Below are 26,962 nucleotides of genomic sequence, written 5' to 3' on the forward strand. Positions count from 1 at the left end.
AAGGGAAGCAAGCGATGTTTGGCGAGAAGTTTCGGGATCGGCAAAAGCCGATGGTGCTCGTGCTGGGACTCGGGGAATCGGGTCTCGCGATGGCGCGCTGGTGCGCGCGGCATGGTTGCCGCCTGCGCATTGCCGACACGCGCGAAGTGCCGCCCAATCTTCCCGAACTCGCCGCGCGTGGCATCGACGCCGATTTCGTGGGCGGTCCGTTCACGACGGCGCTGCTCGACGGCGTGGAGCTCGTCGCAATCAGCCCGGGCCTCTCGCCGCTCGCCGAAGATCTCGTGCCGCTGATCGCGGCGGCCCGCGAGCGCGGCGTCGAAGTGTGGGGCGAGCTCGAACTCTTCGCGCAGGCGCTGCGCCATCTCGGCGAGAGCGGCTACGCACCGAAGGTGCTCGCCATCACCGGCACGAACGGCAAGACCACCACGACGAGCCTCACGGGCATGCTTTGCGAGCGCGCGGGCAAGCGCGTCGCGGTGGCGGGCAACATCAGCCCGGCCATGCTCGACAAGCTCGCCGAAGCCATCGACAACACCGCGCTGCCCGACGTCTGGGTGCTCGAACTGTCGAGCTTCCAGCTGGAAACGGCGCACACGTTCGAGCCGCACGCCGCGGCGGTCCTCAACATCACGCAGGACCATCTCGACTGGCACGGCGGCCTCGACGCCTATGCGGCCGCGAAGGGCCGCATCTTCGGGCCGCGCACGACGCGCGTGCTCAACCGCGACGACGCGCGCGTCATGTCGCTTGCGAGCGTGAAGGCGAGTGGCGACGCGAAGGTCGTGACCTTCGGCCTGAACGAGCCCGAGAACGACGGCGATCTAGGCCTGTTGCGCGAGAACGGCATGCAGTGGCTCGTGCAGGCCAACGACCTCGACGCGGCCGACGTGCCTGTCTCCCCGCGTCGCCGCAAGCAGCAGGAAGCGGCGCCAGTGAACCTCGGCATGAAGCGCCTCATGCCCGCCGACGCCCTGCGTATTCGCGGTCTGCACAACGCGGCCAACGCGCTCGCGGCGTTCGCGCTCACGCGCGCGATCGATCTCGCGCCCGCGCCGCTTCTGCACGGTCTGCGCGAGTATCGCGGCGAGCCGCATCGCGTGGAGCTGATCGCATCGATCGACGGCATCGACTACGTGGACGACAGCAAGGGCACGAACGTCGGCGCGACGGTGGCGGCGCTCGACGGCCTCGCGCAGCGCACCGTGCTGATCGCCGGTGGCGACGGCAAGGGCCAGGACTTCGATCCGCTCGTCGCGCCGGTCGCGCGCTGGTGTCGCGCCGTGATGCTGATCGGCCGCGACGCGTCGAAGATCCGCGCGGCGCTCGAAGAAACCGGCATCGCGATGACCGACCACGCGACGCTCGAAGAAGCCACGCGCGCGGCGACGGCACTCGCGCAACCCGGCGACGTCGTACTGCTTTCGCCCGCTTGCGCGAGCCTCGACATGTTCCGCAACTACGCCCATCGCGCGGCCGTGTTCCGCGACACCGTAGAAGAAATCGCCGCAGAACGGGGGACGATGATATGAGCTGGTCCGAGCGATTCGGTGCGCGCCTCTCGCGCGAAGACGGTCAGGCCGGCGGGTCGTCGGGCGGCGGCGCGCGCTCGGGCGGTCTCGCGAGCGTCGTCAACGGCGTGCGTCCCGGCCGCTCGCGCATGCTCGACTACGACCACTCGCTGCTGTGGGCCGTGATCGCGCTTCTGGGCCTTGGCGTGGTGATGGTGTACTCGGCCTCGATCGCCATGCCCGATTCGCCCAAGTACGCCTCGTATCGCGACTGGGCGTTCCTCGTGCGCCACCTCGTTTCGCTCGTGATCGCCACGATCGCGGCGCTCGTTGCGTTCCGTATTCCCGTTTCGACGTGGGAGCGTTACGCGCCCAAGCTCTTTCTCATCTCGCTCGCCATGCTCGTGGTCGTGCTGATTCCGCATATCGGCAAGGGCGTGAACGGCGCACGTCGCTGGATCCCGCTCGGCATCACGAACATGCAGCCGTCGGAAATCATGAAGCTCGCCGTGACGATCTACGCGGCGAACTATACGGTGCGCAAGCAGGAATACATGCATAGCTTCGCGAAAGGCTTCCTGCCGATGGCATTCGCCGTGGGCGTGGTCGGCGCGCTGCTGCTGCTCGAGCCTGACATGGGCGCGTTCATGGTGATCGCCGCGATCGCCATGGGCGTGCTGTTCCTCGGCGGCGTGAACGGCAAGCTGTTTGGCGGCCTCGTTGCCACGGCAGTGGGCACCTTCACGCTGCTCGTGTGGGCGTCGCCGTGGCGCCGCGAGCGGATCTTCGCGTACCTCGATCCGTGGGACGACCGCTACGCACAGGGCAAGGCGTATCAGCTCACGCACTCGCTCATTGCCTTTGGTCGCGGCGAGTGGTTCGGCGTCGGTCTTGGCGGCAGCGTCGAGAAGCTCAACTATCTGCCGGAAGCGCACACCGACTTCATTCTCGCCGTGATCGGCGAGGAACTCGGTTTCATCGGCGTCCTCGTCGTGATCCTGCTGTTCTACTGGATCGTGCGCCGCTCGTTCGAGATCGGGCGTCAGGCGCTCGCGCTCGACCGCACGTTCGCGGGGCTCGTCGCCAAGGGGCTTGGCGTGTGGTTCGGCGCGCAGGCGTTCATCAACATGGGCGTGAACCTGGGGCTGTTGCCGACCAAGGGTCTCACGCTGCCGCTCGTGAGCTATGGCGGCTCGGGCATCTTGCTGAACTGCATCGCGGTGGCGCTGCTGTTGCGTGTGGATTACGAGAACCGGGTCTTGATGCGCGGAGGCAAGGTATGACCGCAGCAACGCGCACGCTCATGGTGATGGCCGGCGGCACCGGGGGACACGTGTTCCCGGGGCTCGCCGTCGCGCATCGCATGGAGCAGTGGGGCTGGCGCGTGGTGTGGCTCGGCAATCCCGCAGGCATGGAAGCGACGCTCGTGCCCAAGCACGGCATCACGATGGAATACGTGCGCTTTGGCGGCGTGCGCGGCAAGGGTATCAAGACCAAGCTGATGCTGCCGCTGAACCTGCTGCGCGCCTGCACGCAGAGCCTCGCGGCGCTGCGCCGCGTGAAGCCCGACGTCGTGCTCGGCATGGGCGGCTACATCACGTTCCCGGCGGGCGTGATGAGCGCGCTGTCGGGCCGCCCCCTCGTGCTGCATGAACAGAATTCGATTGCGGGTCTCGCGAACAAGGTGCTCGCGAAGCTGGCCAGGCGCGTGCTCGTGGCGTTTCCGGGCGCCTTGCCGAACGCCGAGTGGACCGGCAATCCGATCCGCGAAGCGCTTGAACACGTCGACGCGCCCGCGGCGCGCTACGCCGCGCGCAGCGGTCCGCTGCGCGTGCTCGTAGTGGGCGGCAGTCTCGGCGCGACGGCGCTCAACGAAGTGGTGCCGCGCGCGCTGTCGCTGCTTGCGCCGCAAGAGCGTCCGCACATCGTGCATCAGGCGGGCGCGAAGCACATCGACGCCTTGCGTCAAAACTATCTCGACGCCGGACTCGAATTGAACGACACGGTGCAGCTCGTGCCGTTCATCGACGACATGGCGAGCGCCTACCGGAACGCGGATCTCGTGATCTGCCGGTCGGGCGCGATGACGGTGGCCGAAATCGCGGCCGTGGGCGTGGCGGCATGCTTCGTGCCGTTCCCCTACGCCGTGGACGACCACCAGACCACCAACGCCGCGTTCCTTGCCGACAAGGACGCAGCGCTCGTGGTGCAGCAACGCGACCTGACGGCGGAAGGACTTGCCGACTGGTTGCGGCATCAGACCAGAATATCGCTGGCGGAAATGGCCGGGCGCGCTCGCGCGCTCGCGAAACCCGACGCCGCCGATCAGGTCGCGCGTATCTGCGCGGCCGTGGCGGGCGTAAGTGCGGGAGGAAAGCAATGAAACACATCGTCAAACATATCCATTTCGTCGGCATCGGCGGCGCGGGCATGAGCGGCATCGCCGAAGTGCTCGTCAATCTCGGCTATCAGGTAAGCGGCTCGGACCTCACGAAGAACGGGGTCACCGATCGACTCGCCGCGCTCGGCGCGCGCATCGCGATCGGCCATGCCGAAGAGAACATCGAAGGTGCGAATGCCGTGGTCGTTTCGACTGCGGTGCGCAGCGACAACCCCGAAGTGCTCGCGGCACGCCATCGCCGCATTCCCATCGTGCCGCGCGCCGTGATGCTCGCGGAACTGATGCGTCTGAAGCAGGGCATCGCAATTGCAGGCACGCACGGCAAGACCACCACGACCTCGCTCGTGGCGAGCGTGCTGGCCGCGGGCGGGCTCGACCCGACCTTCGTGATCGGCGGCCGCCTGATCAGTGCGGGCGCGAACGCGCGTCTCGGCACGGGCGACTTCATCGTGGCGGAAGCCGACGAATCGGACGCATCGTTCCTGAACCTGTTTCCGGTGATCGAAGTCATTACGAACATCGACGCCGATCACATGGACACCTACGGGCACGACTTCGCGCGCCTGAAGCAGGCGTTCATCGAGTTCACGCATCGCCTGCCGTTCTATGGCATTGCGGTGCTGTGCGTGGACGACCCGAACGTGAAGGAGATTCTGCCGTTCGTCTCGAAGCCGATCATTCGTTACGGCTTCGCGTCCGACGCGCAGGTGCGCGCAGTCAACGTGGTCGCGCGCGAAGGCAAGATGTATTTCACGGTGATGCGCGAAGACGCGCCGTCGCTCGACATCGTGCTGAATCTGCCGGGCACGCACAACGTGCAGAACGCGCTCGCCGCGATTGCGATCGCGACCGAGCTCGAAGTGAAGGACGCCGATATTCAACGCGCGCTCGCGGAATTCAATGGGGTGGGCCGCCGTTTTCAGCGCTATGGCGAGATTCCCGTCAACGGCGGCGGCGCCTGGACGTTGATCGACGACTATGGTCATCACCCGGTGGAAATGGCCGCGACGATCGCAGCTGCGCGCGGCGCGTTTCCCGAGCGCCGTCTCGTGCTGGCGTTCCAGCCGCATCGCTATACGCGCACGCGCGACTGCTTCGAGGACTTCGTGCGCGTGCTGTCGACCGTCGATGCGCTCGTGCTGACCGATGTCTATGCGGCCGGCGAAGCGCCGATCGTCGCAGCCGATGGCCGCGCGCTCGCACGCGCGATTCGCGTGGCGGGCAAGGTCGAGCCGGTGTTCGTCGAGACCGTGGATGAAGTGCCGGAGGCGCTTGCAGCAGTGGTGCGCGACGGCGATGTGGTGATCACGATGGGCGCGGGTTCGATCGGCGGCGTGCCGGGTCGAATCGCCCAACAGGAACAGAAGGCGTGAGTGACATGAGCAGTATCGATCCGAAACAATTTGGCAAGGTCGCGGTGCTGTACGGCGGCGTGTCGGCCGAGCGCGAAGTGTCGCTCAAGTCTGGCACGCTGGTGCTGCAGGCGCTGCAGAGCGCCGGCATCGACGCGCATCCGTTCGACCCGTCCGCGCGCCCGCTTTCGGCGCTCAAGGACGAAGGTTTCGTGCGCGCGTTCAACGCGCTGCACGGCGGCTACGGCGAAAACGGCCAGATCCAGGGCGCGCTCGACTTCTACGGCATTCGCTATACGGGCACGGGCGTGCTCGGCTCCGCGCTCGGGCTCGACAAGTTCCGCAGCAAGCTCGTGTGGCAGCAACTCGGCATTCCCACGCCGCCGTTCGAAGCGGTGCTACGCGGCGACGACTACGCGGCGCGGGCGCCGCAGATCGTCGCGAAGCTCGGCCTGCCACTCTTCGTGAAGCCCGCGAGCGAAGGCTCGAGCGTGGCGGTGATCAAGGTGAAGGCGGAAGCCGATCTCGTGCCGGCGCTCGAAGAAGCCGCGAAGTTCGACAAGATCGTGCTGGTGGAAAAGAGCATCGAAGGCGGCGGAGAGTACACCGCGTGCATCGCGGGCGACCTCGACCTGCCGATCATCAAGATCGTGCCGGCGGGTGAGTTCTACGACTACGACGCGAAGTACATCCTCGACACGACGCAGTATCTGATTCCCTGCGGCGTCGCGCCGGAGAAAGAGGCGGAATTGAAGAAGCTCGCGCGCCGCGCGTTCGACGTGCTCGGCTGCACCGACTGGGGCCGCGCCGATTTCATGATGGACGGCGCAGGCAACGCGTACTTCCTCGAAGTGAACACGGCGCCTGGAATGACCGATCACTCTCTGCCGCCGAAGGCCGCGCGCTCGGTGGGCATCGAGTATCGCGATCTGGTGGTACGCGTGCTGGCACAGACGCTAAAAGATTGAACCCCTAATTAATCTCTGACCGACGAATTGCCGAACCGGTATTGAACCGACAATCTCGAAATGTGGAATAACGTACGCCAGCTCAACCTTGCCGCCAACGCGTTGCACGCGCTGCTCGCGCTCGCGCTGCTGGCGGCTGGCTGCTACTGGCTTGTGCAGCGCCCGAACTTCGCGCTGCGGGAGATCCGCATCGAGGGCGACACCGAGCACATCAACTCGCCCACGGTACGTGCGAGCGTGGTCGGCCGGCTGAAGGGCAACTTCTTCACGGTCGATCTCGATACGGCGCGCGCCGCGTTCGAGCAGATGCCGTGGGTGCGCCACGCGAGCGTGCGCCGCGTGTGGCCCAACGCACTGGCTGTCACGCTCGAAGAGTACAAACCGCTGGGTACGTGGGGCAGCGATCAGCTCGTGAGCACGGACGGCGAGCTGTTCACGGCGAACCAGGGCGAACTCGACGAAGAGTTGCCCGCGTTCGACGGCCCCGACGGCACCGCGCCCGAGGTGGTTGCGCGCTACCGCGACCTGGAGAAGTGGTTCGCGCCGCTCGGGCTCACGCCCGACGAAGTAATGCTCTCGCCGCGTTACGCGTGGACGGTGAAGCTCTCGAACGGCATGCAGGTGGAGTTGGGCCGCGAGCGTAACGCCGACACAATGAGCGAGCGTTCGCACCGCCTCATCGCGGCATGGTCGGCGGTGACGCAACGTTGGGGCAAAGAGATCGAATACGCGGACTTGCGTTATCCGAACGGGTTTGCGATAAGGGCGGCCGGTATGCGCTTCATCAGTGACACGCCCGCTCCGGGCAAGAAGTAACAGGACATCACACGCAACGAGCACGATATGAGTAAAGACTATAAGGATCTGCTGGTCAGCCTCGACATCGGGACGTCGAAGGTGGTGGCCGTCGTCGCCGAATTGAAGGGCGAAGGCCACTACGAAGTGATCGGTCTCGGCCAGAGCGAATCGAAAGGTCTCAAGAAGGGCGTGGTGGTGAACATCGAGGCCACGGTGCAGTCTATCCAGAGAGCGCTCGAAGAAGCGGAACTCATGGCCGACTGCAAGATCACTAACGTATTCACCGGCATTGCGGGTAGCCACATTCGCAGCTTCAACTCGAGCGGCATGGTTGCCATCAAGGAGAAGGAAGTCACGCAGGCGGACGTCGCGCGCGTGATCGAAACGGCGAAGGCGATCAACATCCCGACCGATCAGCAGGTGCTGCATATCCTCACGCAGGAATTCATCATCGACGGGCAGGAAGATGTGCGCGAGCCGATTGGCATGAGCGGCATCCGCCTGGAAGTGAAGGTGCATATCGTGACGGGCGCGGTGAGCGCGGCGCAGAACATCGTGAAATGCGTGCGCCGCTGCGGCCTCGAAGTGAACGACCTCATCCTGCAGCCGCTCGCTTCGTCGCTGGCGGTGCTGACCGAGGACGAGAAGGAATTGGGCGTGGTGCTCGTCGATGTCGGCGGCGGTACGACCGACATCGCGATCTTCAGCGAAGGCGCGATTCGCCATACCGCGGTGATTCCGATCGCGGGCGACCAGGTGACGAGCGACATCGCCATGGCGCTGCGCACGCCCACGCCCGACGCGGAAGACATCAAGGTGAGCTACGGCATCGCGAAGCAGGCGCTCGCCGATCCGGACGAGATGATCGAAGTGCCGGGTCTGGGCGAACGCGGTCCACGCACGCTGTCGCGCCAGGCGCTCGCCGCCGTGATCGAGCCGCGGGTGGAAGAGCTTTTCTCGCTCGTGCAGCAGGTGGTGCGCGAGTCGGGCTACGAAGAACTGTTGAGCTCGGGTGTCGTGCTAACGGGCGGCGCCGCGATGATGCCGGGCATGGTGGAGTTGGGCGAGGACATTTTCCTGAAGCCGGTGCGCATCGGCGTGCCGGAATACGCGGGCGGTCTGGCCGACGTGGTGCGCAATCCGCGCTACTCGACGGCGATGGGCCTGCTCGTCGAAGGCCGCTCGCAGCGCATGCGCGGGCGCAAGGTTGCAGTGCAGTCGGGGTCGATGGGCCAGGTCTTTTCACGCATGAAGGACTGGTTCCTCGGCAGCTTCTAAGTACAGAAGTCGCAGGACAGAAGGCGAAGTACGAGCTTCGAAAATCGCGCTGGTGACGGCGGCTAGCGCGCAGTGGAAGGTTGCCCGATCTTCCACTGGATAACGGCCGAGGAGCGGAATCTTTTTCTTGACGGAGGCAACATGGAATTCCAGATGCTGGAAACCGAAACCAACGGCACCATCATCAAGGTGGTAGGCGTTGGTGGTGCGGGCGGCAATGCCGTGCAGCACATGATCAACCGCGGCGTGCAAGGCGTCGATTTCATCGTGATGAACACGGACGCACAGGCGCTCTCGCGCTCGCGTGCATCGGCCGTGATTCAGCTCGGCAACACGGGCCTTGGCGCCGGTGCGAAGCCGGAGATGGGCCGCGCGGCAGCAGAAGAAGCCCGTGAGCGCATCGCCGACGCACTGCGCGGCGCGCACATGGTCTTCATCACCGCCGGCATGGGCGGCGGCACCGGCACGGGCGCAGCCCCGGTCGTCGCGCAGATCGCCAAGGAAATGGGCATTCTCACCGTTGGCGTGGTGAGCAAGCCGTTCGAGTTCGAAGGCGGCAAGCGTATGCGTGTGGCGGAAGCCGGCTCGCAGCAACTGGAGGATCACGTCGACTCGCTGATCGTCGTCCTGAACGACAAGCTGTTCGACGTGATGGGCGATGACGCCGAGATGGACAAGTGCTTCCAGTGCGCGGACGACGTTCTGAACAACGCCGTTGCAGGCATCGCCGAAATCATCAACGTCGACGGTCTCGTGAACGTCGACTTTGAAGACGTGAAGACGGTGATGGGCGAGCAGGGCAAGGCGATGATGGGCACGGCGACGGTTGCCGGCGTCGATCGCGCACGCCTCGCGGCGGAACAGGCCGTGGCGAGCCCGCTGCTCGAAGGCGTCGATCTGTCGGGTGCGCGCGGTGTGCTGGTCAACATCACGTCGAGCCGTTCGCTGCGTCTTTCGGAAACGCGCGAAGTGATGAACACCATCAAGAGCTATGCTGCGGAAGATGCGACGGTGATCTTCGGTGCGGTGTACGACGACGCGATGGGCGACGCGCTGCGCGTGACGGTGGTGGCAACGGGCCTCGGCCGTGCTGCGAAGAAGCAGCAAGCCGCGCCGATGCAACTGCTGCGCACGGGCACGGACAACCAGCCGATCCCGGCTCCGGCGGGTTCGTACGCACCGCAGCACAGCGGCCACGGCAACACGGCCGACTACGGCGCGCTCGACACGCCGGCAGTGTGGCGCACGTCGCGCGACACCGCGGCTTCGCACGTGCAGGCGCTGCAGGAAAAGGGCGTCGACACGTACGATATCCCGGCGTTCCTGCGCAAGCAGGCGGACTGACACGCGAGCCGATCTGACTGCGGCAGGGCACGCGTTGCCCCGCCCGCAGACAGACAGCGCGCTGCGTAGCAATGAAGGCGAGCAAGACCATCAAGGCCGCATCCGCGAGGATGCGCGGCAGGGACGGTTGCCCGCCACGCGTTGAGCGTGGGGGACAGGCGCGGTGTCGCCAGGCGTTCCTGTGTAACCTTGGAGTACATCGTTGCCCAACATTGCACGACGCCGGCGCGACACGCTTGCGCATCGTTGCGAAGGACGAGTCATGATCAAACAGGGTGAAACGCTGCCCGAAGCGACCCTCTTCGAGTTCGTCGAAGACGCGCGCGAGGGTTGCACGCTGGGGCCGAACAGCTTCGACGTGCAAAAGGAAGCGGCGGGCAAGCGCGTGGTGATCTTCGGATTGCCGGGCGCATTCACGCCCACGTGCTCCGCGAAGCACGTGCCGGGTTACGTCGAACACTTCGACGCGCTGCGCGCGGCCGGTGTCGACGAGGTCTGGTGCGTGTCCGTCAACGACGCGTTCGTCATGGGCGCGTGGGGACGCGATCAGCGTACCTCGGGCAAGGTACGCATGATGGCCGACGGCAGCGCAGCGTTGACTCGTGCACTCGGACTGGAGCAGGATTTGTCGGCGCGGGGCATGGGAATCCGTTCCCAGCGCTATGCGATGGTGGTCGACGACGGCGTGGTCAAGACGCTGCACGTCGAAGCACCCGGCAAGTTCGAAGTGAGCGATGCTGCGAGCATACTTGCCACGTTGACCCGCGCATGAGCGCGTTCGCGGGCGCGGCGTTGCCCTGAAGCAACGTGCACCTGCTGCGCAAATGTGACAGGCCATTACGTGAGCCAGCGGGCCGATTACCCCGGGAACGCCTCCGTTCCGGGCATCGGCCCGCCCTCCATCCTCATCTGGTAACACGGGGGAAACAGTTTGTCACGCTGGTGAAAACGACGAACTCGGCGCAACTGGAGTATAATTCGTGCTATGACTTAAAAAGTCCCGATTGGGATTTTCAATGAGCAAGAAGACCATGTTGAAGCAGCGAACCATCAAATCAATCGTGAAGACAGTCGGCATCGGCCTGCATTCGGGGCGCAAGGTCGACCTGACGCTCCGTCCGGCGGCGCCGAACACGGGCATCGTGTTTTCGCGCGTGGATTTGCCGACGCCGGTGGATATCCCCGCATCGGCGATGGCGATTGGCGATACGCGCCTCGCCTCGGTGCTGCAGAAAGACGGCGCACGTGTCTCGACGATCGAGCACCTCATGTCCGCCTGCGCAGGCCTTGGCATCGACAACCTCTACGTGGATGTGACCGCCGAGGAAATTCCGATCATGGACGGCAGCGCGGCTTCGTTCGTGTTCCTGATCCAGTCGGCCGGTATCGAAGAGCAGAACGCTCCGAAGAAGTTCATCAAGGTCAAGAAGCCGGTGGAGATCCGCGACGGCGACAAGTTCGCACGTCTCGAGCCTTACTTCGGCTTCAAGCTCAAGTTCACGATCGACTTCCGCCACCCGGCCGTCGACAAGACGGGCCAGGCGCTCGAAGTGGACTTCGCGAATACCTCGTACGTGCGCGAAATCGCGCGCGCCCGCACGTTCGGCTTCGCGCACGAAGTCGAGATGATGCGCGAACTGGGCCTCGCGCGCGGCGGCAGCATGGACAACGCGATCGTGCTGGACGAGTACCGTATTCTGAACAACGACGGCCTGCGCTACGACGACGAGTTCGTGAAGCACAAGATGCTCGACGCGATCGGCGACCTCTACGTGGTCGGCCATCCGCTGCTGGCGGCGTACGATGCATACAAGTCGGGCCACGGCCTGAACAACGCGCTGCTGCGCGAGCTGCTCGCGAATGAGGACGCCTACGAGATCGTCACGTTCGACGATCCGCAGAAGGCGCCGCGCGGCTTCGGCTACGAGGCGCAGACCGCTTTCGCTTGAGTCTCGAGCGCGATTTGGCAGAAAAAGGGCAGCTTTATGCTGCCCTTTTTCTTTTTGCGCGGTTTTGTTGCGCGGTTTCGTGAGATTTGGGCGCGCCGGATTAGCGCTTTTTCGCGTGGCGCGCCGCCATCTTCGCGAGGGCGGCCTGCAGCGGCGAGGCCTCGAGTGATTCGCTCAGCGCCTGGAGCGCTGCGGCGCCTGCTGGCGTCATGCGCGCCTGCTTGGGCGGTGCGGGATCTTTCACGGCTTGGGGGCGCACGCGGATGCGCACGCTGTTCAACGCCCAGCCGCGTGCCTGCAGGTCGGTCACGAGCCGCGGTTCCAGATGCCGCAGCCGCGCGGCGAGCGCGTTGTGCGCGGTGAACAGGGCCAGCGTGCCGTCCTTGATGAAGCCGGGCTCGACGCTCGCCGCGAGATAGTCGGGCAGCAGCGCGTTCAGGTCGCGCTGGATCGCCGCGATCTGCTCGACGCCGGCGCGCAGCGGCGCGAACGCGTCCGTGCGGCTCAGCACTTCAGCGAGCGGCTGGGGGGCGCGTGGTCCCCTGGACCTTGAAAACGGCGAAAAACGGCTCATGTGGCGTATGGATGGGCGAGCGCGCAGGCGCGACTGCGATGCCGTCATTGTAGCCTGCGCACCACTCATCCAAGCGCCTTCAGGCCATTCGGCCAGGGCCGCATCGCGGCCCCTCGCCGCACGGCGGGAAGGCCCTCCGCGCGGGCACCGCGCGCGCCAGAGCCGTCTTTGCGCTGACACAGGCGGGTGAGAGGGCGCGTGCTAAAATGCCCGATTCGAATCCACCATTTTGGGCTAAAGCCGCCGAGGTCCCTCCGGTCCGGATGCGTAGTGCACATCCTGCACAACCCGCTGAACCCACCCTCAGGAATCCCGGCCGAAGCCGCGACGCAGACACCGATCCGATGACCACCGGTTTCTTACAGAAAATCTTTGGCAGCCGCAATCAGCGCCTGATCAAGCAATATCAGAAGACGGTCGCGGCGATCAACGCGCTCGAACCGAAGATCGAGCAATACACCGACGAGCAACTGCGCGCGAAGACGGTCGAGTTCCGCGAGCGCGTGGCCAATGGCACCTCGCTCGACGAACTGCTGCCCGAGGCGTTCGCCGTTTGCCGCGAGGCAAGCAAGCGCGTGCTGAAGATGCGCCACTTCGACGTGCAACTGATCGGCGGCATGGTGCTGCATTACGGCAAGATCGCTGAAATGCGGACCGGCGAAGGCAAGACGCTCGTCGCCACGCTGCCCGTCTACTTGAATGCGCTGTCGGGCCGCGGTGTGCACGTCGTGACGGTGAACGACTACCTCGCGCAGCGCGATGCCGAATGGATGGCGCGCCTCTATAACTTCCTCGGTCTGTCCGTCGGCATCAATCTGTCGCAGATGGATCACGCGATGAAGCAGGAAGCTTACGCCGCGGACATCACCTACGGCACGAACAACGAGTTCGGCTTCGACTACCTGCGCGACAACATGGTCTACGAGACCGAGGCGCGCGTGCAGCGTGCGCTGAACTTCGCCGTGGTCGACGAGGTGGACTCGATCCTGATCGACGAAGCGCGTACGCCGCTCATCATCTCGGGCCAGGCCGAAGACCACACCGAACTCTACGTGCGCATGAACGCGCTGCCGCCGCTGCTCGAGCAGCAGATCGGCGAAGAGAAGGCCGATGGCACAGGCGTGGAAAAGCCGGGCGACTACACGCTCGACGAGAAGGCGCGCCAGGTGTTCCTCACCGAGTCGGGTCACGAGAAGGCCGAGCGCATGCTCGCCGAGTGGGGCCTGATCGGCCAGGGCGAAAGCCTCTACGCGCCGCAGAACATCACGCTGATGCACCACGTGTACGCCGCGCTGCGCGCCCACACGCTGTTCTTCAAGGACCAGCACTACGTGGTGCAGAACGGCGAAGTCATCATCGTCGACGAATTCACCGGCCGCCTGATGGCCGGCCGCCGCTGGTCGGACGGCCTGCACCAGGCCGTGGAAGCGAAGGAACACGTGAAGATCCAGAGCGAGAACCAGACGCTCGCTTCGATCACGTTCCAGAACTATTTCCGCATGTACGCGAAGCTCTCGGGCATGACGGGTACGGCCGACACCGAAGCGTACGAATTCAACGAGATCTACGGTCTCGAAACGGTCGTGGTCCCGACAAACCGCACGCCCAAGCGGATCGACAAGCAGGACCAGATCTACAAGACCGCGAAGGAGCGTTACGACGCCGTCATTCGCGATATCCGCGATTGTTACGAGCGCGGTCAGCCGGTGCTCGTGGGCACGACGTCGATCGAGAACTCGGAACTGCTCTCGAACCTGCTGACCAAAGCCGGTTTGCCGCACGAAGTGCTCAACGCCAAGCAGCACGCGCGGGAAGCCGCGATCGTTGCCGAAGCGGGCCGTCCGAAGCGTGTGACCATCGCCACCAACATGGCGGGTCGCGGTACCGACATCGTGCTGGGCGGCAATGCCGAAAAGCAGGCCTCGTTCATCGAAGCTGACGACGCCATCCCCGCCGACGAAAAGGCGCGCCGCATCCAGCAACTGAGTGACGAGTGGCAGACGCTGCACGATCAGGTGAAGGCCGCGGGCGGTCTGCACATCATCGGCACCGAGCGTCACGAGTCGCGCCGGATCGACAACCAGTTGCGCGGCCGTGCGGGCCGTCAGGGCGACCCGGGTTCGTCGCGTTTCTATCTCTCGCTCGAAGACCCGCTGCTGCGCATTTTCGCGGGCGACCGCGTGCGCGCGATCATGGACCGCCTGAAGATGCCGGAGGGCGAGGCGATCGAGGCGGGTATCGTCACGCGTTCGATCGAATCGGCGCAGCGCAAGGTCGAAGCGCGCAACTTCGACATCCGCAAGCAGCTGCTCGAATACGACGACGTCTCGAACGATCAGCGCAAGGTGATCTACCAGCAGCGCAACGAATTGCTCGAAGCGCATGACATCACCGAAACGATCGGCGCGATGCGTCATGGCGTGATCACCGACATCGTGCGCCAGTTCGTGCCGCACGGCAGTATCGAAGAGCAGTGGGACGTGCCCGAGCTCGAAGAAGTGCTGCGCAATGAGTGGCAGCTCGACCTCGCGATCCAGGAGATGATCAACGAGTCGTCGTCGATCGACGCCGACGAAATTCTCGAAGCCGTGCTCGCGGCCGGCGATGAAGCGTACGAGCAGAAGGTCGCGCTCGTGGGCCGCGAATCGTTCAGCGCGTTCGAACGCTCGGTCATGCTGCAAACGCTCGACCGCAGCTGGCGCGAACACCTCGCGGCGCTCGACCATCTGCGTCAAGGCATCCATCTGCGCGGTTATGCGCAGAAGAACCCGAAGCAGGAGTACAAGCGCGAGGCGTTCGAACTGTTCGCCGCGATGCTCGAAGCCGTGAAGCTCGAAGTCACGCGTATCGTGATGAACGTGCAGATCCAGTCGCCGGAGCAGCTCGAACAGGCGGCCGAGCAGATCGAAGAGCAGGGTCATCATGTCGAGAACGTCGAGTTCCGCCATGCCGAATTCGCCGAAGCCGACGCGGCGCCGGCGCCCGCGGCTGCCGCACCGGTGGCCGCCGATGCCGCCGCCGCAATGGTGGGCGCGGCCATGAGCCATACGCCGCCGGTGGGCAGCGAACTGCCGAAGGTGGGCCGCAACGATCCGTGCCCGTGCGGCAGCGGCAAGAAGTACAAGCAGTGTCACGGCAAGATCGCGTGACGCAGGCTTGAACGTAGATTCCGGTGGCCCGCTTCCCATGGCGGGCCTTGCGTTTTGAATCCCGATGCCGGCCAGGCTCAGCGCCCTGGCCGGCATCGCCATTTCGACAGGTCGCCACCATGGCTGTCAATTTCCCCTCGATTGATCCCGCTCAACTTCATCCGGTCGCCGGCGTGACGCTCGGCTGGGCGGAAGCCAACATCCGCAAGCCCAATCGCAAGGACGTCCTGGTGATTTCCGTCGACGAAGGCGCGAGCGTGGCCGGCGTATTCACGCTGAACCGCTTCTGTGCCGCACCGGTGACGGTGTGCCGCGAACATCTCGCGAAGGTGCGCGCCGGCGGCAAGGCTATTCGCGCGCTGGTGGTGAACACCGGCAACGCGAACGCGGGCACCGGCGAGCCGGGCATGAAACACGCACGCGAGACCTGCGATGAACTCGCGCGCCTTGCCGGCCTCGAGTCCTCGCAGGTGCTGCCGTTCTCGACCGGCGTGATTCTCGAGCCGCTGCCCATCGACCGCCTGAAGGCGGGCCTTCCCGCCGCGCTGGAGAACCGCAAGGCCGCGAACTGGTATGACGCCGCGCAGGCCATCATGACGACCGACACGCTGCCTAAGGCCGTGTCGCGTCAGGTCACGGTGGACGGCCACACCGTCACGTTCACGGGCATCAGCAAGGGCGCGGGCATGATCAAGCCGAACATGGCAACCATGCTCGGCTTCCTGGCCTTCGACGCGAACGTTGCTCAGCCCGTGCTCGACGAGCTCGTGAAGTACGTGGCCGACCGCTCGTTCAACTGCGTCACCATCGACGGTGATACCTCCACCAACGACTCGTTCATCATGATCGCCTCGGGCAAGTCGAGCCTGCCGGCGATCACCTCGACTGACACGCCCGCCTACGCCGCGCTGCGCGACGCCGTGACGGCCGTCGCCCAGGAACTCTCGCACCTCATCGTGCGCGATGGCGAAGGCGCGACCAAGTTCATGACCGTGCAGGTGGAAGGCGGCAAGGATGTGGCCGAGTGCCGCCAGATCGCGTATGCGATCGGCCATTCGCCGCTCGTGAAGACGGCGTTCTACGCATCGGACCCCAACCTCGGCCGTATCCTCGCTGCGATCGGCTATGCCGGCGTGACGGACCTCGACGTCGACAAGATCGACCTGTATCTCGACGATGTGCTCGTGGCGAAAGCGGGCGGACGCAACCCGGCTTACCGCGAAGAAGACGGTCAGCGCGTCATGAAGAAGAGCGAGATCCTGATTCGCGTGCTGCTGGGCCGCGGCGACGCGCAGGCCACGATCTGGACCTGCGACCTCTCGCACGACTACGTGAGCATCAACGCCGATTACCGCTCCTGATTTCAAGCGCCTTTACTACATGGACAAGCTCGAACAGTTTCTGACCCGCGCCGAAGCGCTGCTCGGCCGCCTCGAAGCCGTGTTGCCGCCCTCGGCACCCGATGTCGACTGGAACGGGGCTGTCGCGTTTCGCTGGCGCAAGCGCCAGGGGCGCGGCTTCCTGCAGCCGGTTCCCGCGATCTCGCTGATCTCGCTCGACGACCTGCAGAACATCGACCGGCAGAAAGATCTCATCGACCGCAACACGCGCCAGTTCGTACAGAAGAAGCCCGCGAACAACGTGCTTCTCACCGGCGCGCGCGGCACCGGCAAGTCGTCGCTGATCAAGGCCTGCCTGAACGCGTACGCGCAAGAGGGCCTGCGCCTGATCGAAGTCGACAAGGACGATCTGCATGACCTCGGCGATATCGTCGATCTCATCTCGACGCGGCCCGAGCGCTTCATCGTGTTCTGCGACGACCTCTCGTTCGAGGAAGGCGAATCGGGCTACAAGGCGCTGAAGGTGGCGCTGGACGGTTCGGTGGCCGCGCAGTCGGACAACGTGCTGATCTACGCGACCTCGAACCGGCGCCATCTGCTGCCCGAGTACATGAGCGACAACGAGACGTACAAGCACATGCCCGACGGCGAGATTCATCCGGGCGAAGTGGTGGAAGAGAAGATCTCGCTGTCCGAGCGCTTCGGCCTTTGGGTGAGCTTCTATCCGTTCAAGCAGGACGACTATCTGACGATCGTCGGCCACTGGCTGCGCCATTTCGGCTGCGACGACGCCGAAGTCGAATCGGCGCGCGGCGACGCACTCGTCTGGGCGCTCGAGCGCGGCTCGCGTTCGGGCCGCGTGGCATGGCAATTCGCACGCGACTGGTCGGGCAAGAAGGCGCAAGAGGCATGAGAGTGGAGGCCAACACTGCAAACGATGCTTCCGGAAAGACGCGCCCCGTGACGGAAGTCGCGGTAGGCGTGCTGGTGCAGCCCGATGGCCGCTACCTGCTCGCGCAGCGCCCCGAAGGCAAGCCGTATGCAGGCTACTGGGAGTTTCCGGGCGGCAAGCTTGAAGCGGGCGAGAGCGTCGAAGCGGCGCTTGCGCGCGAGTTGCACGAGGAACTGGGCATCGACGTGAAGGCGTGTCACCTGTGGCACACGCTCGAACACGATTACCCGCACGCCTATGTGCGGCTCTACTTCTGCAAGGTGACCGAGTGGACCGGCGAGCCGCATGGGCGCGAAGGCCAGGCGTTCGTCTGGCAGTCACTGCCGGCGAGCGTGGAGCCGCTCTTGCCCGCGACGATTCCCGTGCTGGAGTGGCTTGCCGCGGAGTAACGCCCTGCGGACGATTACGATGCAAAAGGCCGCTGTGTGCGATGCACAGCGGCCTTTTTTTCGTCCGGCGCAAGCGCGTCGCGGCGCTTTAATCGCTATTGGCGCGTATCCGTGGGCGGCGCGTCTTCCGGCGGCGTTTCGTCGTCGGCGCCGCCAATGCGGTACTTTTCGGCGGCCCATGCGCCGAGATCCATTTGCTTGCAACGCTCGGAGCAGAACGGCCGGAAGCGGTTCTCCGGCACCCAGCGGACTTCCTTGCCGCAGCTCGGACATTTGACGACAGTGGTCATGCGATAGAACTTGGTTTGCGTTGAGTCTGGCTTGGCGACGCGTTTGCTTTCAGAGGCTACACAGCGTGAGCTGGAACGGCACGTCGTGATCGACGGCTCGCGGCCGCAGATCGCCATCCTGCACGGTGAAGCGCACCCACAGCATGTACTTGTTGGCGCTCGCTTCGGGGATCATGCGCAATTCCGGTGCCACGCGGACCTGCATGAGCTGGTAGGCACGGCCAGACAGCATCTGCTGATAGCTGCCCTGCATTGCCATCACCTTCGACGCCTGGCCCGACTCGCGCGCGAGGCGCAGCACGATGGCGGCGGCATCGCGCAGCGGCAGCAGCGGCGTGACCCATTTCGCGATGTCCTGACGGCGCTGATCGGCGTGCAACTGCTGCCAGGCGTAATACGACGGCAGATCGAACTTGCAGGTGCCGCCGGGAATGATCGCGCGGCTGCGAATGCTCGTGAGCCACTCGTTGTCCATCAGATGCTGGCCCGTCTTGCCTTGCATCTGCGTGAGGCCGGCGAGCGTGTGCTCGATCTCGCCCAGCACGGTTTCGAGCGCATTCTGCTCGATGCCAGGGTTGCCGCGGAACGGCGCGAGCGTTTGGCGCTGTCGCTCGAGTTCCTTCATGAGATCCGACTTCAGGTCGGCGCGGCCTGCGACTTCGGCGATTTCGAAGAGCGTCGTGAGCGCGACGTGATGTTCCCTCGGATCCTCCTGGGTCAGGAAAAACGTGAAGCGCTCGAACAGGTCTTCGAGGCGCAGCAGCGTCCGGATTCGCTCGTTGAAGGGATACTCGTAAAGAATCAAGCGCGCTCGCCTCGGGCGTGGTGGGTGACGGATTGCAGGACATTCTAATGCCGTGGGACTACGGTCGCAATCGCGCCGGCCCGGCGCTATCCCGATGTGACCCGCTAATCGCGCGGCGATGGCGCGTTTTACGCTTGGCTGGCCTTTGCGGCAGCGAGCCCGAGATACGTCTGATGCAATGCGTCGACGTCGTGATCGAGCGATTCGAGCGTCGCGCCGTTGTCGTTCACCACCACGTTGTCGGCGGCCGCGAGGCGCGCTTCGCGCGTGGCCTGCCGCGCGATGATTGCGAGCACTTGCTCACGTGTGAAACCGTTGCGGCGCATGACGCGCTCGATCTGCGTTTCCACGCTGCAATCGACGGTGAGCACGCGATCGACGCGCGTTTTCCAGGTACCCGACTCCACGAGCAAGGGCACGACCACAATGACATAAGGGCCGCTGGCCTCTCGCGTTTCGCGTTCGGTTTCGGAGCGGATCAGCGGGTGCGTGATGGCCTCGAGTCGCTTGCGCGCGGACTCGTCGCCAAACACGAGCGTGCGCATGCGCGCGCGGTCCATCGAGCCGTCCGGCGCGACGAATTCAGGGCCGAATTCCGCGGCGATCTGCGCCATCGCGACACCGTGCGGCGCGGTAATGCGATGCGCGATGAGATCGGTGTCGACGATCGTCACGCCGCGCGCGGCAAAGCCATCCGCGACCGTGGACTTGCCGCTGCCGATGCCACCCGTCAAGCCGACCGCGAACATTTGATCAGTTCCCCCACGCAAATACGCCATAGAGCGGTGTGCCCGCAAACAATGTGACGAGCGCGCCAGCGGCCAGATACGGGCCGAACGGCAGCGGCTCCTCGAAACGCATACGTCCCGTCAGCGTAGCGATGATGCCGACGAGCGCGCCGGCCACTGCAGCGATCACGACGATCTGCGGCAGCGCGCTCCAGCCGAGCCATGCGCCGAGCGCGGCGAGCAGTTTGAAGTCGCCGTGGCCCATGCCTTCGACGCCACGCAACAGCCTGAAGACCCAGTAGACGCACCAGAGCGCCAGATAACCCGCGACCGCACCGATCACCGCTTCACGCAGCGTGACGAAGGTGCCGGCAAAATTGACCAGCAACCCGGCCCACAGCAGCGGCTGCGTGATCTCGTCGTGCAGCATCTGGTGTTCGAGGTCGATGGCGCTTGCGGCGATGAGCGTGGCGCACAGCACGAAGGCGGCGAGCGCCTTGCCGCTGGGCCCGAAGGCGAGCAGTGCGCCGGCCGCGCAGGCAGCGCCCGCGATCTCGATGAGCGGGTAGCGCACGCTCACGCGCGCATGACAGTGCGAGCAGCGCCCGCGCAGCGCGACCCAACTGAGCACAGGGATGTTTTCCCAGGCGCGCAAGACGTGGCCGCAGTGCGGGCACGCGCTGCGTGGGAGCCAGAGGTTGTAGCGCGCGGGCAGCCCGTCTTCTTCGAAGAGCGGACCGGGCGTGCCGGTCGCTTCGGCCACATCGGCGCGCCACGCGCGCTCCAGCATGAGCGGCAGCCGGTGCACGACGACGTTGAGAAAGCTGCCGATGACGAGCCCGAACGCAATGGCGAAGACCATGAGCACGCCGAATGGCAGACCGGCGAGAGCGGCTGCGAGCGGCGTTGCGGTATCGGGCGCGGACAGGAGTTGGACGGGCATGAGATGGAACCGGAATCTGGCAGCGATCCTACACCACGTTGCCCAGTTGAATAATGGGAAGATACATCGCAACGACGAGGCCGCCGACCAGCGCACCGAGTACGACGATCACGAGCGGCTCGCACAGGCTCGACACGAGCGCGATCTTTTCGTCGACCTGACGGTCGGCGAGCGAGGCCACATCGAGCAACATCGCGTCGAGCGCGCCCGATTCTTCCGCGACCGCAACGGGCTGAACCACATCGGCCGGAAAGCATCCCGCCGCACGCATGGCTGCGGCGAGCCGCTCGCCGTGCCGCAGGCGCTCGCTAATGCCTGCGCTCGCGCGATCGAAGAATGCGTTGCCGCTTGCGTGCGCGAGCGAATCGAAGGCGTCGGCGAGTGGTGTGCCGGCGGCGAGCAGCGTGCCGAGCGCACGGCTCCAGCGGGCGGCGCACAGCGTGGTGAGCAGCGCGCCGCAAAGCGGGAGCTTCAGCAGCGTGCGTCCGAACGCGATGCGTGCGGTTTCCGAGCGGCGCAAAGCCGCTTGCAGGGCGAGCGTGCCGGTGGCTGCAGCTACGGCGGCCGGCACGCTCCAGCGCGCGGCGCCCGCCGAGAGCATCAGCACGAACTGCGTGGGCGCGGGCAGGGCGGCGCCGAAGCCGTCGAAGATCTGCTTGAACGTGGGCACGACCCAGACCAGCAACGCCGCCGTAATGACAAACGCGAGCAGCAGCACCGCGACAGGGTAGGCGAGCGCGGCGCGCACTTTGGCGCGCTGCGCCGCGGCACGCTCGCGGTCGTCGGCGAGGCGCCCGAGTACGGCGGCGAGCGCACCCGAGGCTTCGCCAACGGCGACGAGCTGGCAATACAGCGCGTTGAAGCGCGCCGGATGTTGCGCGAGCGACTCGGCAAAGCGCAGGCCGCCGGCGATGTCGCGCGCGAGCGCCGAGGCAATGCGCGGCATGCCGTTCGGCCCCGGTGAGAGCGCGAGCAGCTCGAGCGCGTTCGCAAGCGGCAGGCCGGCACGCAGGAGGCTCGCGAGCTGACGTGTAAAACGCGTGACGTCCGTGTGGCTTGCCCTGGGCGCGCCCGCGTTCGATCTGCGCTCGATGGCGAGCACGGTGATGCGCTCGCGCTTGAGCGCGACGCGCACAGCCGTGGCGTCGAGCGCGATCACCGTGCCACGCTTCGTCGCGCCCGATGCGTCGAGACCGCGCCACGCGAAGCGCCACTCGGATGGGCCGCGATGGGCGCGCGCGGTGCTCATGGAGTGTCCGTAGCGCCAAGCGCTTCGGTGAGACTCGTGGTGCCGTCGCGCACGCATGCGAGCGCCGCGTCGCGCAAGGTTGCCACGCCGCTTCTGCGTGCTTCGCGAGCGATTTCGTGCGCGCCGCGCGCCGTGACGATCAGCTCGCGTATGGTCTCCGAGATCGGCAACACTTCGTGAATCCCCACGCGGCCGCGATAGCCGATGCCGTGGCAAGCGTCGCAGCCGCGCGCGACATAAGGCTGCATCATGTCGCCGTCGTGCGCGTTCAGTCCCGCCGCGACGAGCGCCGCCGGCGAAGCTTCGCCGCGTACGCGGCACTGCGGGCATAGCCGCCGCACGAGACGTTGGGCCGTGATGAGCCGAAGCGAGCCCGCCAGGTTGTACGGTTCGACGCCGATGTCGACGAGCCGTGCGCAGGCCGCGCTGGCGTCGTTCGTGTGCACGGTCGAGAGGACGAGATGGCCGGTCTGCGCCGCCTTGACGGCCACGCTGGCGGTCTCTTCGTCGCGAATTTCGCCGATCATGATGACGTCCGGGTCCTGGCGCAGCAGGGCACGCAGTGCCACTGCAAAGGTGAGCCCGGCCTTCTCGCGCACGTTGACCTGATTGATGCCCGCGAGCTGGATTTCGGCGGGATCTTCCACCGAGCAGAGATTGCGCGCCGTGCCGTTGAGCCGTTGCAGGAAACAGTAGAGCGAGAGCGTCTTGCCGCTGCCGGTGGGGCCCGTGACGAGGACAAGACCATGCGGGGCGCCGATCGCTTCGGCGACTGCGTGCTGTTGCGCTTCATCGAGCCCGAGTTCGGCAAGCGACAGATCGGCGGGAAGCGCTTCGAGCCTGCGCAACACGAGCTTTTCGCCGTGCAGCGTGGGCAGCGAATTCACGCGATAGTCCTCGGCGGCTCGCGACGCCGCCGAGGGTGCGAGCCGCAGCCTGCCGTCCTGCGGAATGCGCCGCTCGGCGATGTCCATGCGCGCGAGCACCTTGATGCGCGTGACGAACGCATCGCGCAGATGCGCCGGCGGCCGCGCCATTTCGTGCAGTACGCCGTCGATGCGCAGACGCACGCGCCAGCCGTGTTCCATCGGCTCGATGTGCAGATCGGAGGCATTGCGCCGCGCGGCTTCGCGCAGCGTTTCGGAGAGCAGGCGAACGGCGGGTGCGTCGTCGACCTGCGGTGCGGAGGCAGGAGGAGGTGTGCGCGCCGTTGCTCCACCGCCCGCACCGCCTTCGGCAGCTGCGGCGGCGCAAGGTCGCGCACGATAAGGAGTAGAAAGCATCGGCATGCCGGCGCGAAGCCGCCTCTAACAGATGACGCCTTCATCATGGCGCGCGGCGCACTGCGCCGCCACCTGGCCGAACGGCTAGCGTCCCGGCAGCAGCTTCTTCGCCTTTTGCAGCGTGCCCTGGCGCGGCTTGGCGCCGGGCTTGAAGAGCTTGACCGTGCGGACGGCCTGGTCGTCGCTGCGCAGCACTTCCAGCTTCACGTCACCGATCTGCAGGCACACGTCGCCTTCGGGAATTTCTTCGAGCACTTCGAGGATCAGGCCGTTGAGCGTCTTGGGCCCATCGGTGGGCAGCTTGATATGCAGCCAGCGATTGAGTTCGCGCAGAGGCATGCTGCCCGGCACGATGCATTCGCCTTCGTCGTTCCAGCCGCCGCGTCCGGTGCCGCTGCGCGGCATCGACGTGGTGAATTCGCCGATCAGCTCCTCGATGATGTCTTCGGGCGTCACGAGCCCTTCCATCTCGCCGTATTCGTTCACGACGAGCGCGATGCGATGGCGGCTTTCCTGGAAGTACTGAAGTTGCTGGAACCCGGGCGTGCCGGTGGGCACGAAGTACGGCTCGGTGAGCAGTTCGCGCAGCGTCTCGCGCTCGAATTCCTGGTTGTGCAGCGCGGCCAGCGTCTTGCGCACATGCAGCACGCCAAGCACGCGGTCGATATCGCCTTGATAGACGATCAGCTTGTTGTGATAGCAGGTCTCGAGCTGATGCAGGATGTCTTCGAGCGGGGCGTCGTAATCGAGCGCCTCGATGCGCCGGCGCGGAATCATCACGTCGTCGACGGTGATGTTCTCCAGGTCGAACAGATTGAGCAGGATGCTGCGGTGCTTGGTCGGCATGAAGCTGCCCGACTCGAGCACGATGGTGCGCAACTCCTCGGTGGAGAGCCGCTGGTCATGCGCCTTGTGCGTATTGATGTGCAGGATGCGCAGGATGGTGTTCGCAAACATGTTGACGAACCAGATGATCGGCTTCGTCACACGCATGAGCGGCGCGATCAGGAGGCTCGCAGGCAGCGCGATTTTTTCCGGAAACGTTGCGCCCACAATCTTCGGCGTGATTTCCGCGAACACTATGATGAGAAACGCGACGATGCCCGTCGCGACCGACAGCACGAGGTTGTTGCGGCCGAAGGTATGGAGCGCGATCGAGGTCGTGAGGACCGGGATGATCGTATTGAACAGATTGTTGCCGATCAGGATCACCGAAAGCAGCAGGTCGGTGCGCGCGAGCAGCTTCTGGGTGGTCTTCGCGCCGAGCGTGCCGTGGTTGGCGAGGTATTTGAGCCGATGGCGATTGAGCGCCATCATCGCCGTTTCGGAGATGGAGAAGAAGCTGGAGCAGATGAGCAGGACGAACACGGCGCAAATCTGCGCCCATAAGGGAAGGTGGTCCACGCGTCGAGACAATGAGGGGGGCGGATGGGGAAACTATAACAGAGGGGTACCGCAGTTCCAGGGCGGTTGGCCGAACGGACAAGGCCGCTGCCGGCTGCGCGACGCGCAGCGCGTTGCCGGCACAGGCTGCGGGTACGCGAGAGACAGACGAAAAAAAACCGCGCAATGCATGCGCGGTTTTTCTCGAATTCTGGTCGGGGTGAGAGGATTCGAACCTCCGGCCTCTACGTCCCGAACGTAGCGCTCTACCAGGCTAAGCTACACCCCGAATTGACTGCTGGACTCCACAACCCGCTTCATCTGTTTCAAGACTGGCGCGTCGTCGAGTAAGAGCATAATTCTAGCAGGCTATCTTTGTGAATGGAAGGGGGGAACGCTGAAATCGCGTCGGCGGCGGCCTGGGCCTCGGTGCGCGCGCATTGCAGCGTGTGCTCGAGCGCGCCCGAGCGCGTGATCGCCGCGAAGATTTCGTCGAAGCGCGTCGTGCCGCCTTGCTCGATCGCTTCGCGCGCAAGCGCGGCTTCCGCAGCTGTGCCGTGCTCGATCAGCCAGATGAGCGGCAGCGTGGGTTTGCCTTCGCGAAGGTCGTCGCCCGCGTTCTTGCCCATCGATTCAGGCGTGCCCGTGTAGTCGAGCCAGTCGTCCATGATCTGGAATGCCGTGCCGATGCGCCGCCCGTACTCGGCCGCGGCTTCCTCGGTGCTGGCATCCGCCCCCGAAAGCACCGCGCCGAGTTGCGCCGCGGCTTCGAAAAGCTTGGCGGTCTTGTAGCGGATCACCTGCATGTAGCGGTCGGTGTCTACGTCGGCGTCGTGCATGTTCAGCAGTTGCAGGACTTCACCCTCGGAGATGATCGTCGTGGCAGCGGACAGGATTTCCATCACGCGCATCTTGCCGACGCCCACCATCATCTCGAACGAGCGCGAGTACAGGTAATCGCCCACCAGCACGCTGGCGGCGTTGCCGAACAGCGCGTTGGCCGTCTGGCGGCCGCGCCGCAGGTCCGATTCGTCGACGACGTCGTCGTGCAGGAGCGTGGCCGTGTGAATGAACTCGACCACTGCCGCGAGCACATGGCGCTCCGTGCCGTGGTCGCCGAGCGCGCCGGCCACCATCAGCAAGAGCGCCGGGCGCAGCCGCTTGCCGCCGGCGCCGATGATGTACTCGGAGATCTGGTTGATCAGCATCACCTCGGACGCCAGGCTGTGCCGGATGACGCGATTCACCTGCTCCATGTCACTGGCGATGGGGGCAAGGAGGTTGGCTGCGCTGGGGGATGGGGTGGCGGTGGACGACATGATGGCAAATAGGGGTAGTGCCGCGGATTATAAGGCGAATCGACAGCATGCCGGACGCTGCGCTGCCGTCCTGCTGATGGCTCCCTCTATTTTCACGCGGCCCGGGCGGGCGCATGGATGCTGGCGCTATGCGGCGCGGATCGCCCGGGAGCCTGTCTGACGGCCCCAGGATCCCTCGCGCGCACTCGCGCAACGGAGCGTACACCCTTTTGACCGCGCAGCTAACTCTATGTATAATCTAAGGTTTCGGGCGCGCAGTGTGTCCCGAAATTATTGAAAGAGTGAGGTTCTCAATGTACGCGGTCATAAAAACCGGCGGCAAGCAGTACAAAGTTGCCGTTGGCGAAAAACTTAAAGTAGAACAGATACCGGCTGACATTGACGCAGAAATCACGCTCGACCAGGTTCTCGCAGTGGGCGAAGGCGAATCGATTAAGTTCGGTACGCCGCTGGTCAGTGGGGCTTCCGTCAAGGCCACCGTTGTGTCGCAAGGCCGACACGCCAAAGTGACCATCTTCAAGATGCGTCGCCGGAAGCACTACCAGAAGCATGGCGGCCACCGCCAGAACTACACCGAACTGCGCATCGACGCGATCAACGCGTAAGCGCACGCAGGTAAAGGAGCAAACAAATGGCACACAAAAAGGCAGGCGGGTCGTCACGTAACGGCCGCGACTCAGAGTCGAAACGACTTGGCGTGAAGGTGTACGGCGGCCAGGCGATCCTCGCAGGCGGCATCATCGTTCGCCAGCGCGGCACGCGCATGCACCCGGGCCTGAACGTCGGCATCGGCAAGGACCACACGCTCTACGCGCTGGTCGACGGCCACGTCGCGTTCACGATCAAGGGCGCAGCCAACAAGCAACTGGTCAACGTCGTCCCGGCAGCGGCCTGAGCCTCAAGCTTTAGACCGCTCGCGAGCGGACTGCACGCGACGCAAGGAAGGCCCCGCGAAGT

The 26,962-nt window shown here is 65.2% G+C and carries 25 protein-coding genes and 1 tRNA gene; 16 read left to right on the forward strand and 10 right to left on the reverse strand.

The annotated features are described in order from the left end of the window. The first annotated feature begins 14 nt into the window (after positions 1–14). From murD to lpxC, 10 genes are all read left to right on the forward strand, one after another. Complete coding sequence (murD, locus tag M3I53_RS29115; RefSeq protein WP_254319286.1) at positions 15–1,532, forward strand: UDP-N-acetylmuramoyl-L-alanine--D-glutamate ligase; 1,518 nt, start codon at positions 15–17, stop codon at positions 1,530–1,532. Further along, positions 1,529–2,794 carry a putative lipid II flippase FtsW gene (gene ftsW / locus M3I53_RS29120; protein ID WP_254319287.1) on the forward strand — a complete coding sequence of 422 codons (1,266 nt, stop codon included), beginning with the start codon at positions 1,529–1,531 and terminating at the stop codon, positions 2,792–2,794. Before murD ends, ftsW begins: the two co-directional genes overlap by 4 nt. Then, positions 2,791–3,894 carry an undecaprenyldiphospho-muramoylpentapeptide beta-N-acetylglucosaminyltransferase gene (gene murG, locus M3I53_RS29125; RefSeq protein ID WP_254319288.1) on the forward strand — a complete coding sequence of 368 codons (1,104 nt, stop codon included), beginning with the start codon at positions 2,791–2,793 and terminating at the stop codon, positions 3,892–3,894. The genes ftsW and murG overlap by 4 nt, the downstream gene beginning before the upstream one ends. Continuing rightward, positions 3,891–5,285 carry a UDP-N-acetylmuramate--L-alanine ligase gene (gene murC, locus M3I53_RS29130; protein ID WP_254319289.1) on the forward strand — a complete coding sequence of 465 codons (1,395 nt, stop codon included), beginning with the start codon at positions 3,891–3,893 and terminating at the stop codon, positions 5,283–5,285. Before murG ends, murC begins: the two co-directional genes overlap by 4 nt. Positions 5,286–5,290: 5 nt before the next feature. After that, positions 5,291–6,232 (forward strand): D-alanine--D-alanine ligase, encoded by a 942-nt coding sequence (locus M3I53_RS29135; RefSeq protein ID WP_254319290.1) that lies wholly within the window; start codon positions 5,291–5,293, stop codon positions 6,230–6,232. A 60-nt stretch (positions 6,233–6,292) separates the two neighbouring features. Next, complete coding sequence (locus M3I53_RS29140) at positions 6,293–7,048, forward strand: cell division protein FtsQ/DivIB (RefSeq protein ID WP_254319291.1); 756 nt, start codon at positions 6,293–6,295, stop codon at positions 7,046–7,048. A 27-nt stretch (positions 7,049–7,075) separates the two neighbouring features. After that, positions 7,076–8,308: a cell division protein FtsA gene (gene ftsA / locus M3I53_RS29145; RefSeq protein WP_028207794.1), complete on the forward strand. Its 1,233-nt coding sequence runs from the start codon at positions 7,076–7,078 to the stop codon at positions 8,306–8,308. 141 nt (positions 8,309–8,449) lie between these two features. Continuing rightward, the gene (ftsZ, locus tag M3I53_RS29150; protein WP_028207795.1) at positions 8,450–9,652 is read left to right on the forward strand and encodes a cell division protein FtsZ; all 1,203 of its coding nucleotides are present in this window, start codon (positions 8,450–8,452) and stop codon (positions 9,650–9,652) included. 262 nt (positions 9,653–9,914) lie between these two features. Next, positions 9,915–10,424: a peroxiredoxin gene (locus M3I53_RS29155; RefSeq protein ID WP_028207796.1), complete on the forward strand. Its 510-nt coding sequence runs from the start codon at positions 9,915–9,917 to the stop codon at positions 10,422–10,424. Between the two features lie 259 nt (positions 10,425–10,683). Further along, positions 10,684–11,601 (forward strand): UDP-3-O-acyl-N-acetylglucosamine deacetylase, encoded by a 918-nt coding sequence (lpxC, locus tag M3I53_RS29160; protein WP_028207797.1) that lies wholly within the window; start codon positions 10,684–10,686, stop codon positions 11,599–11,601. A gap of 100 nt (positions 11,602–11,701) precedes the next feature. Here the strand turns inward: lpxC and M3I53_RS29165 are convergent, their stop codons facing one another. After that, complete coding sequence (locus M3I53_RS29165) at positions 11,702–12,175, reverse strand: DciA family protein (RefSeq protein ID WP_254319292.1); 474 nt, start codon at positions 12,173–12,175, stop codon at positions 11,702–11,704. 344 nt (positions 12,176–12,519) lie between these two features. Here M3I53_RS29165 and secA point away from each other — a divergent pair, with 344 nt between their 5' ends. The 4 genes from secA to mutT all read left to right on the forward strand — a co-directional run bounded on the left by secA (position 12,520) and on the right by mutT (position 18,005). Continuing rightward, positions 12,520–15,324, forward strand: coding sequence for a preprotein translocase subunit SecA (gene secA / locus M3I53_RS29170; RefSeq protein ID WP_254319293.1), 2,805 nt, complete (start codon positions 12,520–12,522; stop codon positions 15,322–15,324). Positions 15,325–15,443: 119 nt separating this feature from the next. Beyond that, the gene (gene argJ / locus M3I53_RS29175; RefSeq protein WP_254319294.1) at positions 15,444–16,685 is read left to right on the forward strand and encodes a bifunctional glutamate N-acetyltransferase/amino-acid acetyltransferase ArgJ; all 1,242 of its coding nucleotides are present in this window, start codon (positions 15,444–15,446) and stop codon (positions 16,683–16,685) included. Between the two features lie 19 nt (positions 16,686–16,704). After that, positions 16,705–17,577, forward strand: coding sequence for an ATP-binding protein (locus M3I53_RS29180; RefSeq protein WP_254319295.1), 873 nt, complete (start codon positions 16,705–16,707; stop codon positions 17,575–17,577). Beyond that, positions 17,574–18,005, forward strand: coding sequence for an 8-oxo-dGTP diphosphatase MutT (gene mutT / locus M3I53_RS29185; RefSeq protein WP_254319296.1), 432 nt, complete (start codon positions 17,574–17,576; stop codon positions 18,003–18,005). The genes M3I53_RS29180 and mutT overlap by 4 nt, the downstream gene beginning before the upstream one ends. A 95-nt stretch (positions 18,006–18,100) precedes the next feature. Here the strand turns inward: mutT and M3I53_RS29190 are convergent, their stop codons facing one another. From M3I53_RS29190 to M3I53_RS29230, 9 genes are all read right to left on the reverse strand, one after another. Further along, positions 18,101–18,295 (reverse strand): DNA gyrase inhibitor YacG, encoded by a 195-nt coding sequence (locus tag M3I53_RS29190; RefSeq protein ID WP_069268498.1) that lies wholly within the window; start codon positions 18,293–18,295, stop codon positions 18,101–18,103. 49 nt (positions 18,296–18,344) lie between these two features. Beyond that, positions 18,345–19,100 (reverse strand): cell division protein ZapD, encoded by a 756-nt coding sequence (gene zapD, locus M3I53_RS29195; RefSeq protein WP_254319297.1) that lies wholly within the window; start codon positions 19,098–19,100, stop codon positions 18,345–18,347. 128 nt (positions 19,101–19,228) lie between these two features. After that, complete coding sequence (coaE, locus tag M3I53_RS29200) at positions 19,229–19,849, reverse strand: dephospho-CoA kinase (protein WP_254319298.1); 621 nt, start codon at positions 19,847–19,849, stop codon at positions 19,229–19,231. A gap of 4 nt (positions 19,850–19,853) precedes the next feature. Next, complete coding sequence (locus tag M3I53_RS29205) at positions 19,854–20,771, reverse strand: A24 family peptidase (RefSeq protein WP_254319299.1); 918 nt, start codon at positions 20,769–20,771, stop codon at positions 19,854–19,856. Between the two features lie 28 nt (positions 20,772–20,799). Further along, positions 20,800–22,020, reverse strand: a complete 1,221-nt coding sequence (locus M3I53_RS29210; RefSeq protein WP_254319300.1) for a type II secretion system F family protein — start codon at positions 22,018–22,020, stop codon at positions 20,800–20,802. After that, positions 22,017–23,303, reverse strand: coding sequence for a GspE/PulE family protein (locus M3I53_RS29215; RefSeq protein WP_254319301.1), 1,287 nt, complete (start codon positions 23,301–23,303; stop codon positions 22,017–22,019). The genes M3I53_RS29210 and M3I53_RS29215 overlap by 4 nt, the downstream gene beginning before the upstream one ends. 84 nt (positions 23,304–23,387) lie before the next feature. After that, positions 23,388–24,707, reverse strand: coding sequence for an HlyC/CorC family transporter (locus M3I53_RS29220; RefSeq protein WP_254319302.1), 1,320 nt, complete (start codon positions 24,705–24,707; stop codon positions 23,388–23,390). A gap of 191 nt (positions 24,708–24,898) precedes the next feature. Further along, positions 24,899–24,975, reverse strand: a tRNA-Pro gene (locus M3I53_RS29225). A 37-nt stretch (positions 24,976–25,012) separates the two neighbouring features. Beyond that, positions 25,013–26,005, reverse strand: a complete 993-nt coding sequence (locus M3I53_RS29230) for a polyprenyl synthetase family protein (RefSeq protein ID WP_254319303.1) — start codon at positions 26,003–26,005, stop codon at positions 25,013–25,015. 293 nt (positions 26,006–26,298) lie between these two features. Here M3I53_RS29230 and rplU point away from each other — a divergent pair, with 293 nt between their 5' ends. Then, positions 26,299–26,610 (forward strand): 50S ribosomal protein L21, encoded by a 312-nt coding sequence (gene rplU / locus M3I53_RS29235; RefSeq protein ID WP_007180329.1) that lies wholly within the window; start codon positions 26,299–26,301, stop codon positions 26,608–26,610. A 26-nt stretch (positions 26,611–26,636) separates the two neighbouring features. Then, positions 26,637–26,900 (forward strand): 50S ribosomal protein L27, encoded by a 264-nt coding sequence (gene rpmA / locus M3I53_RS29240; protein WP_028207811.1) that lies wholly within the window; start codon positions 26,637–26,639, stop codon positions 26,898–26,900. Positions 26,901–26,962 lie beyond the last annotated feature (62 nt).

The sequence above is a fragment of the Paraburkholderia sp. CNPSo 3272 genome (assembly GCF_024206495.1).
Taxonomy (GTDB): Bacteria; Pseudomonadota; Gammaproteobacteria; order Burkholderiales; family Burkholderiaceae; genus Paraburkholderia.

Coding starts and splice junctions, on each gene's coding strand:
- murD (WP_254319286.1), top strand. CDS start 15: ATGTTTGGCGAGAAGTTTCGGGATCGGCAAAAGCCGATGGTGCTCGTG.
- ftsW (WP_254319287.1), top strand. CDS start 1,529: ATGAGCTGGTCCGAGCGATTCGGTGCGCGCCTCTCGCGCGAAGACGGT.
- murG (WP_254319288.1), top strand. CDS start 2,791: ATGACCGCAGCAACGCGCACGCTCATGGTGATGGCCGGCGGCACCGGG.
- murC (WP_254319289.1), top strand. CDS start 3,891: ATGAAACACATCGTCAAACATATCCATTTCGTCGGCATCGGCGGCGCG.
- M3I53_RS29135 (WP_254319290.1), top strand. CDS start 5,291: ATGAGCAGTATCGATCCGAAACAATTTGGCAAGGTCGCGGTGCTGTAC.
- M3I53_RS29140 (WP_254319291.1), top strand. CDS start 6,293: ATGTGGAATAACGTACGCCAGCTCAACCTTGCCGCCAACGCGTTGCAC.
- ftsA (WP_028207794.1), top strand. CDS start 7,076: ATGAGTAAAGACTATAAGGATCTGCTGGTCAGCCTCGACATCGGGACG.
- ftsZ (WP_028207795.1), top strand. CDS start 8,450: ATGGAATTCCAGATGCTGGAAACCGAAACCAACGGCACCATCATCAAG.
- M3I53_RS29155 (WP_028207796.1), top strand. CDS start 9,915: ATGATCAAACAGGGTGAAACGCTGCCCGAAGCGACCCTCTTCGAGTTC.
- lpxC (WP_028207797.1), top strand. CDS start 10,684: ATGTTGAAGCAGCGAACCATCAAATCAATCGTGAAGACAGTCGGCATC.
- M3I53_RS29165 (WP_254319292.1), bottom strand. CDS start 12,175: ATGAGCCGTTTTTCGCCGTTTTCAAGGTCCAGGGGACCACGCGCCCCC.
- secA (WP_254319293.1), top strand. CDS start 12,520: ATGACCACCGGTTTCTTACAGAAAATCTTTGGCAGCCGCAATCAGCGC.
- argJ (WP_254319294.1), top strand. CDS start 15,444: ATGGCTGTCAATTTCCCCTCGATTGATCCCGCTCAACTTCATCCGGTC.
- M3I53_RS29180 (WP_254319295.1), top strand. CDS start 16,705: ATGGACAAGCTCGAACAGTTTCTGACCCGCGCCGAAGCGCTGCTCGGC.
- mutT (WP_254319296.1), top strand. CDS start 17,574: ATGAGAGTGGAGGCCAACACTGCAAACGATGCTTCCGGAAAGACGCGC.
- M3I53_RS29190 (WP_069268498.1), bottom strand. CDS start 18,295: ATGACCACTGTCGTCAAATGTCCGAGCTGCGGCAAGGAAGTCCGCTGG.
- coaE (WP_254319298.1), bottom strand. CDS start 19,849: ATGTTCGCGGTCGGCTTGACGGGTGGCATCGGCAGCGGCAAGTCCACG.
- M3I53_RS29205 (WP_254319299.1), bottom strand. CDS start 20,771: ATGCCCGTCCAACTCCTGTCCGCGCCCGATACCGCAACGCCGCTCGCA.
- M3I53_RS29210 (WP_254319300.1), bottom strand. CDS start 22,020: ATGAGCACCGCGCGCGCCCATCGCGGCCCATCCGAGTGGCGCTTCGCG.
- M3I53_RS29215 (WP_254319301.1), bottom strand. CDS start 23,303: ATGCTTTCTACTCCTTATCGTGCGCGACCTTGCGCCGCCGCAGCTGCC.
- M3I53_RS29230 (WP_254319303.1), bottom strand. CDS start 26,005: ATGTCGTCCACCGCCACCCCATCCCCCAGCGCAGCCAACCTCCTTGCC.
- rplU (WP_007180329.1), top strand. CDS start 26,299: ATGTACGCGGTCATAAAAACCGGCGGCAAGCAGTACAAAGTTGCCGTT.
- rpmA (WP_028207811.1), top strand. CDS start 26,637: ATGGCACACAAAAAGGCAGGCGGGTCGTCACGTAACGGCCGCGACTCA.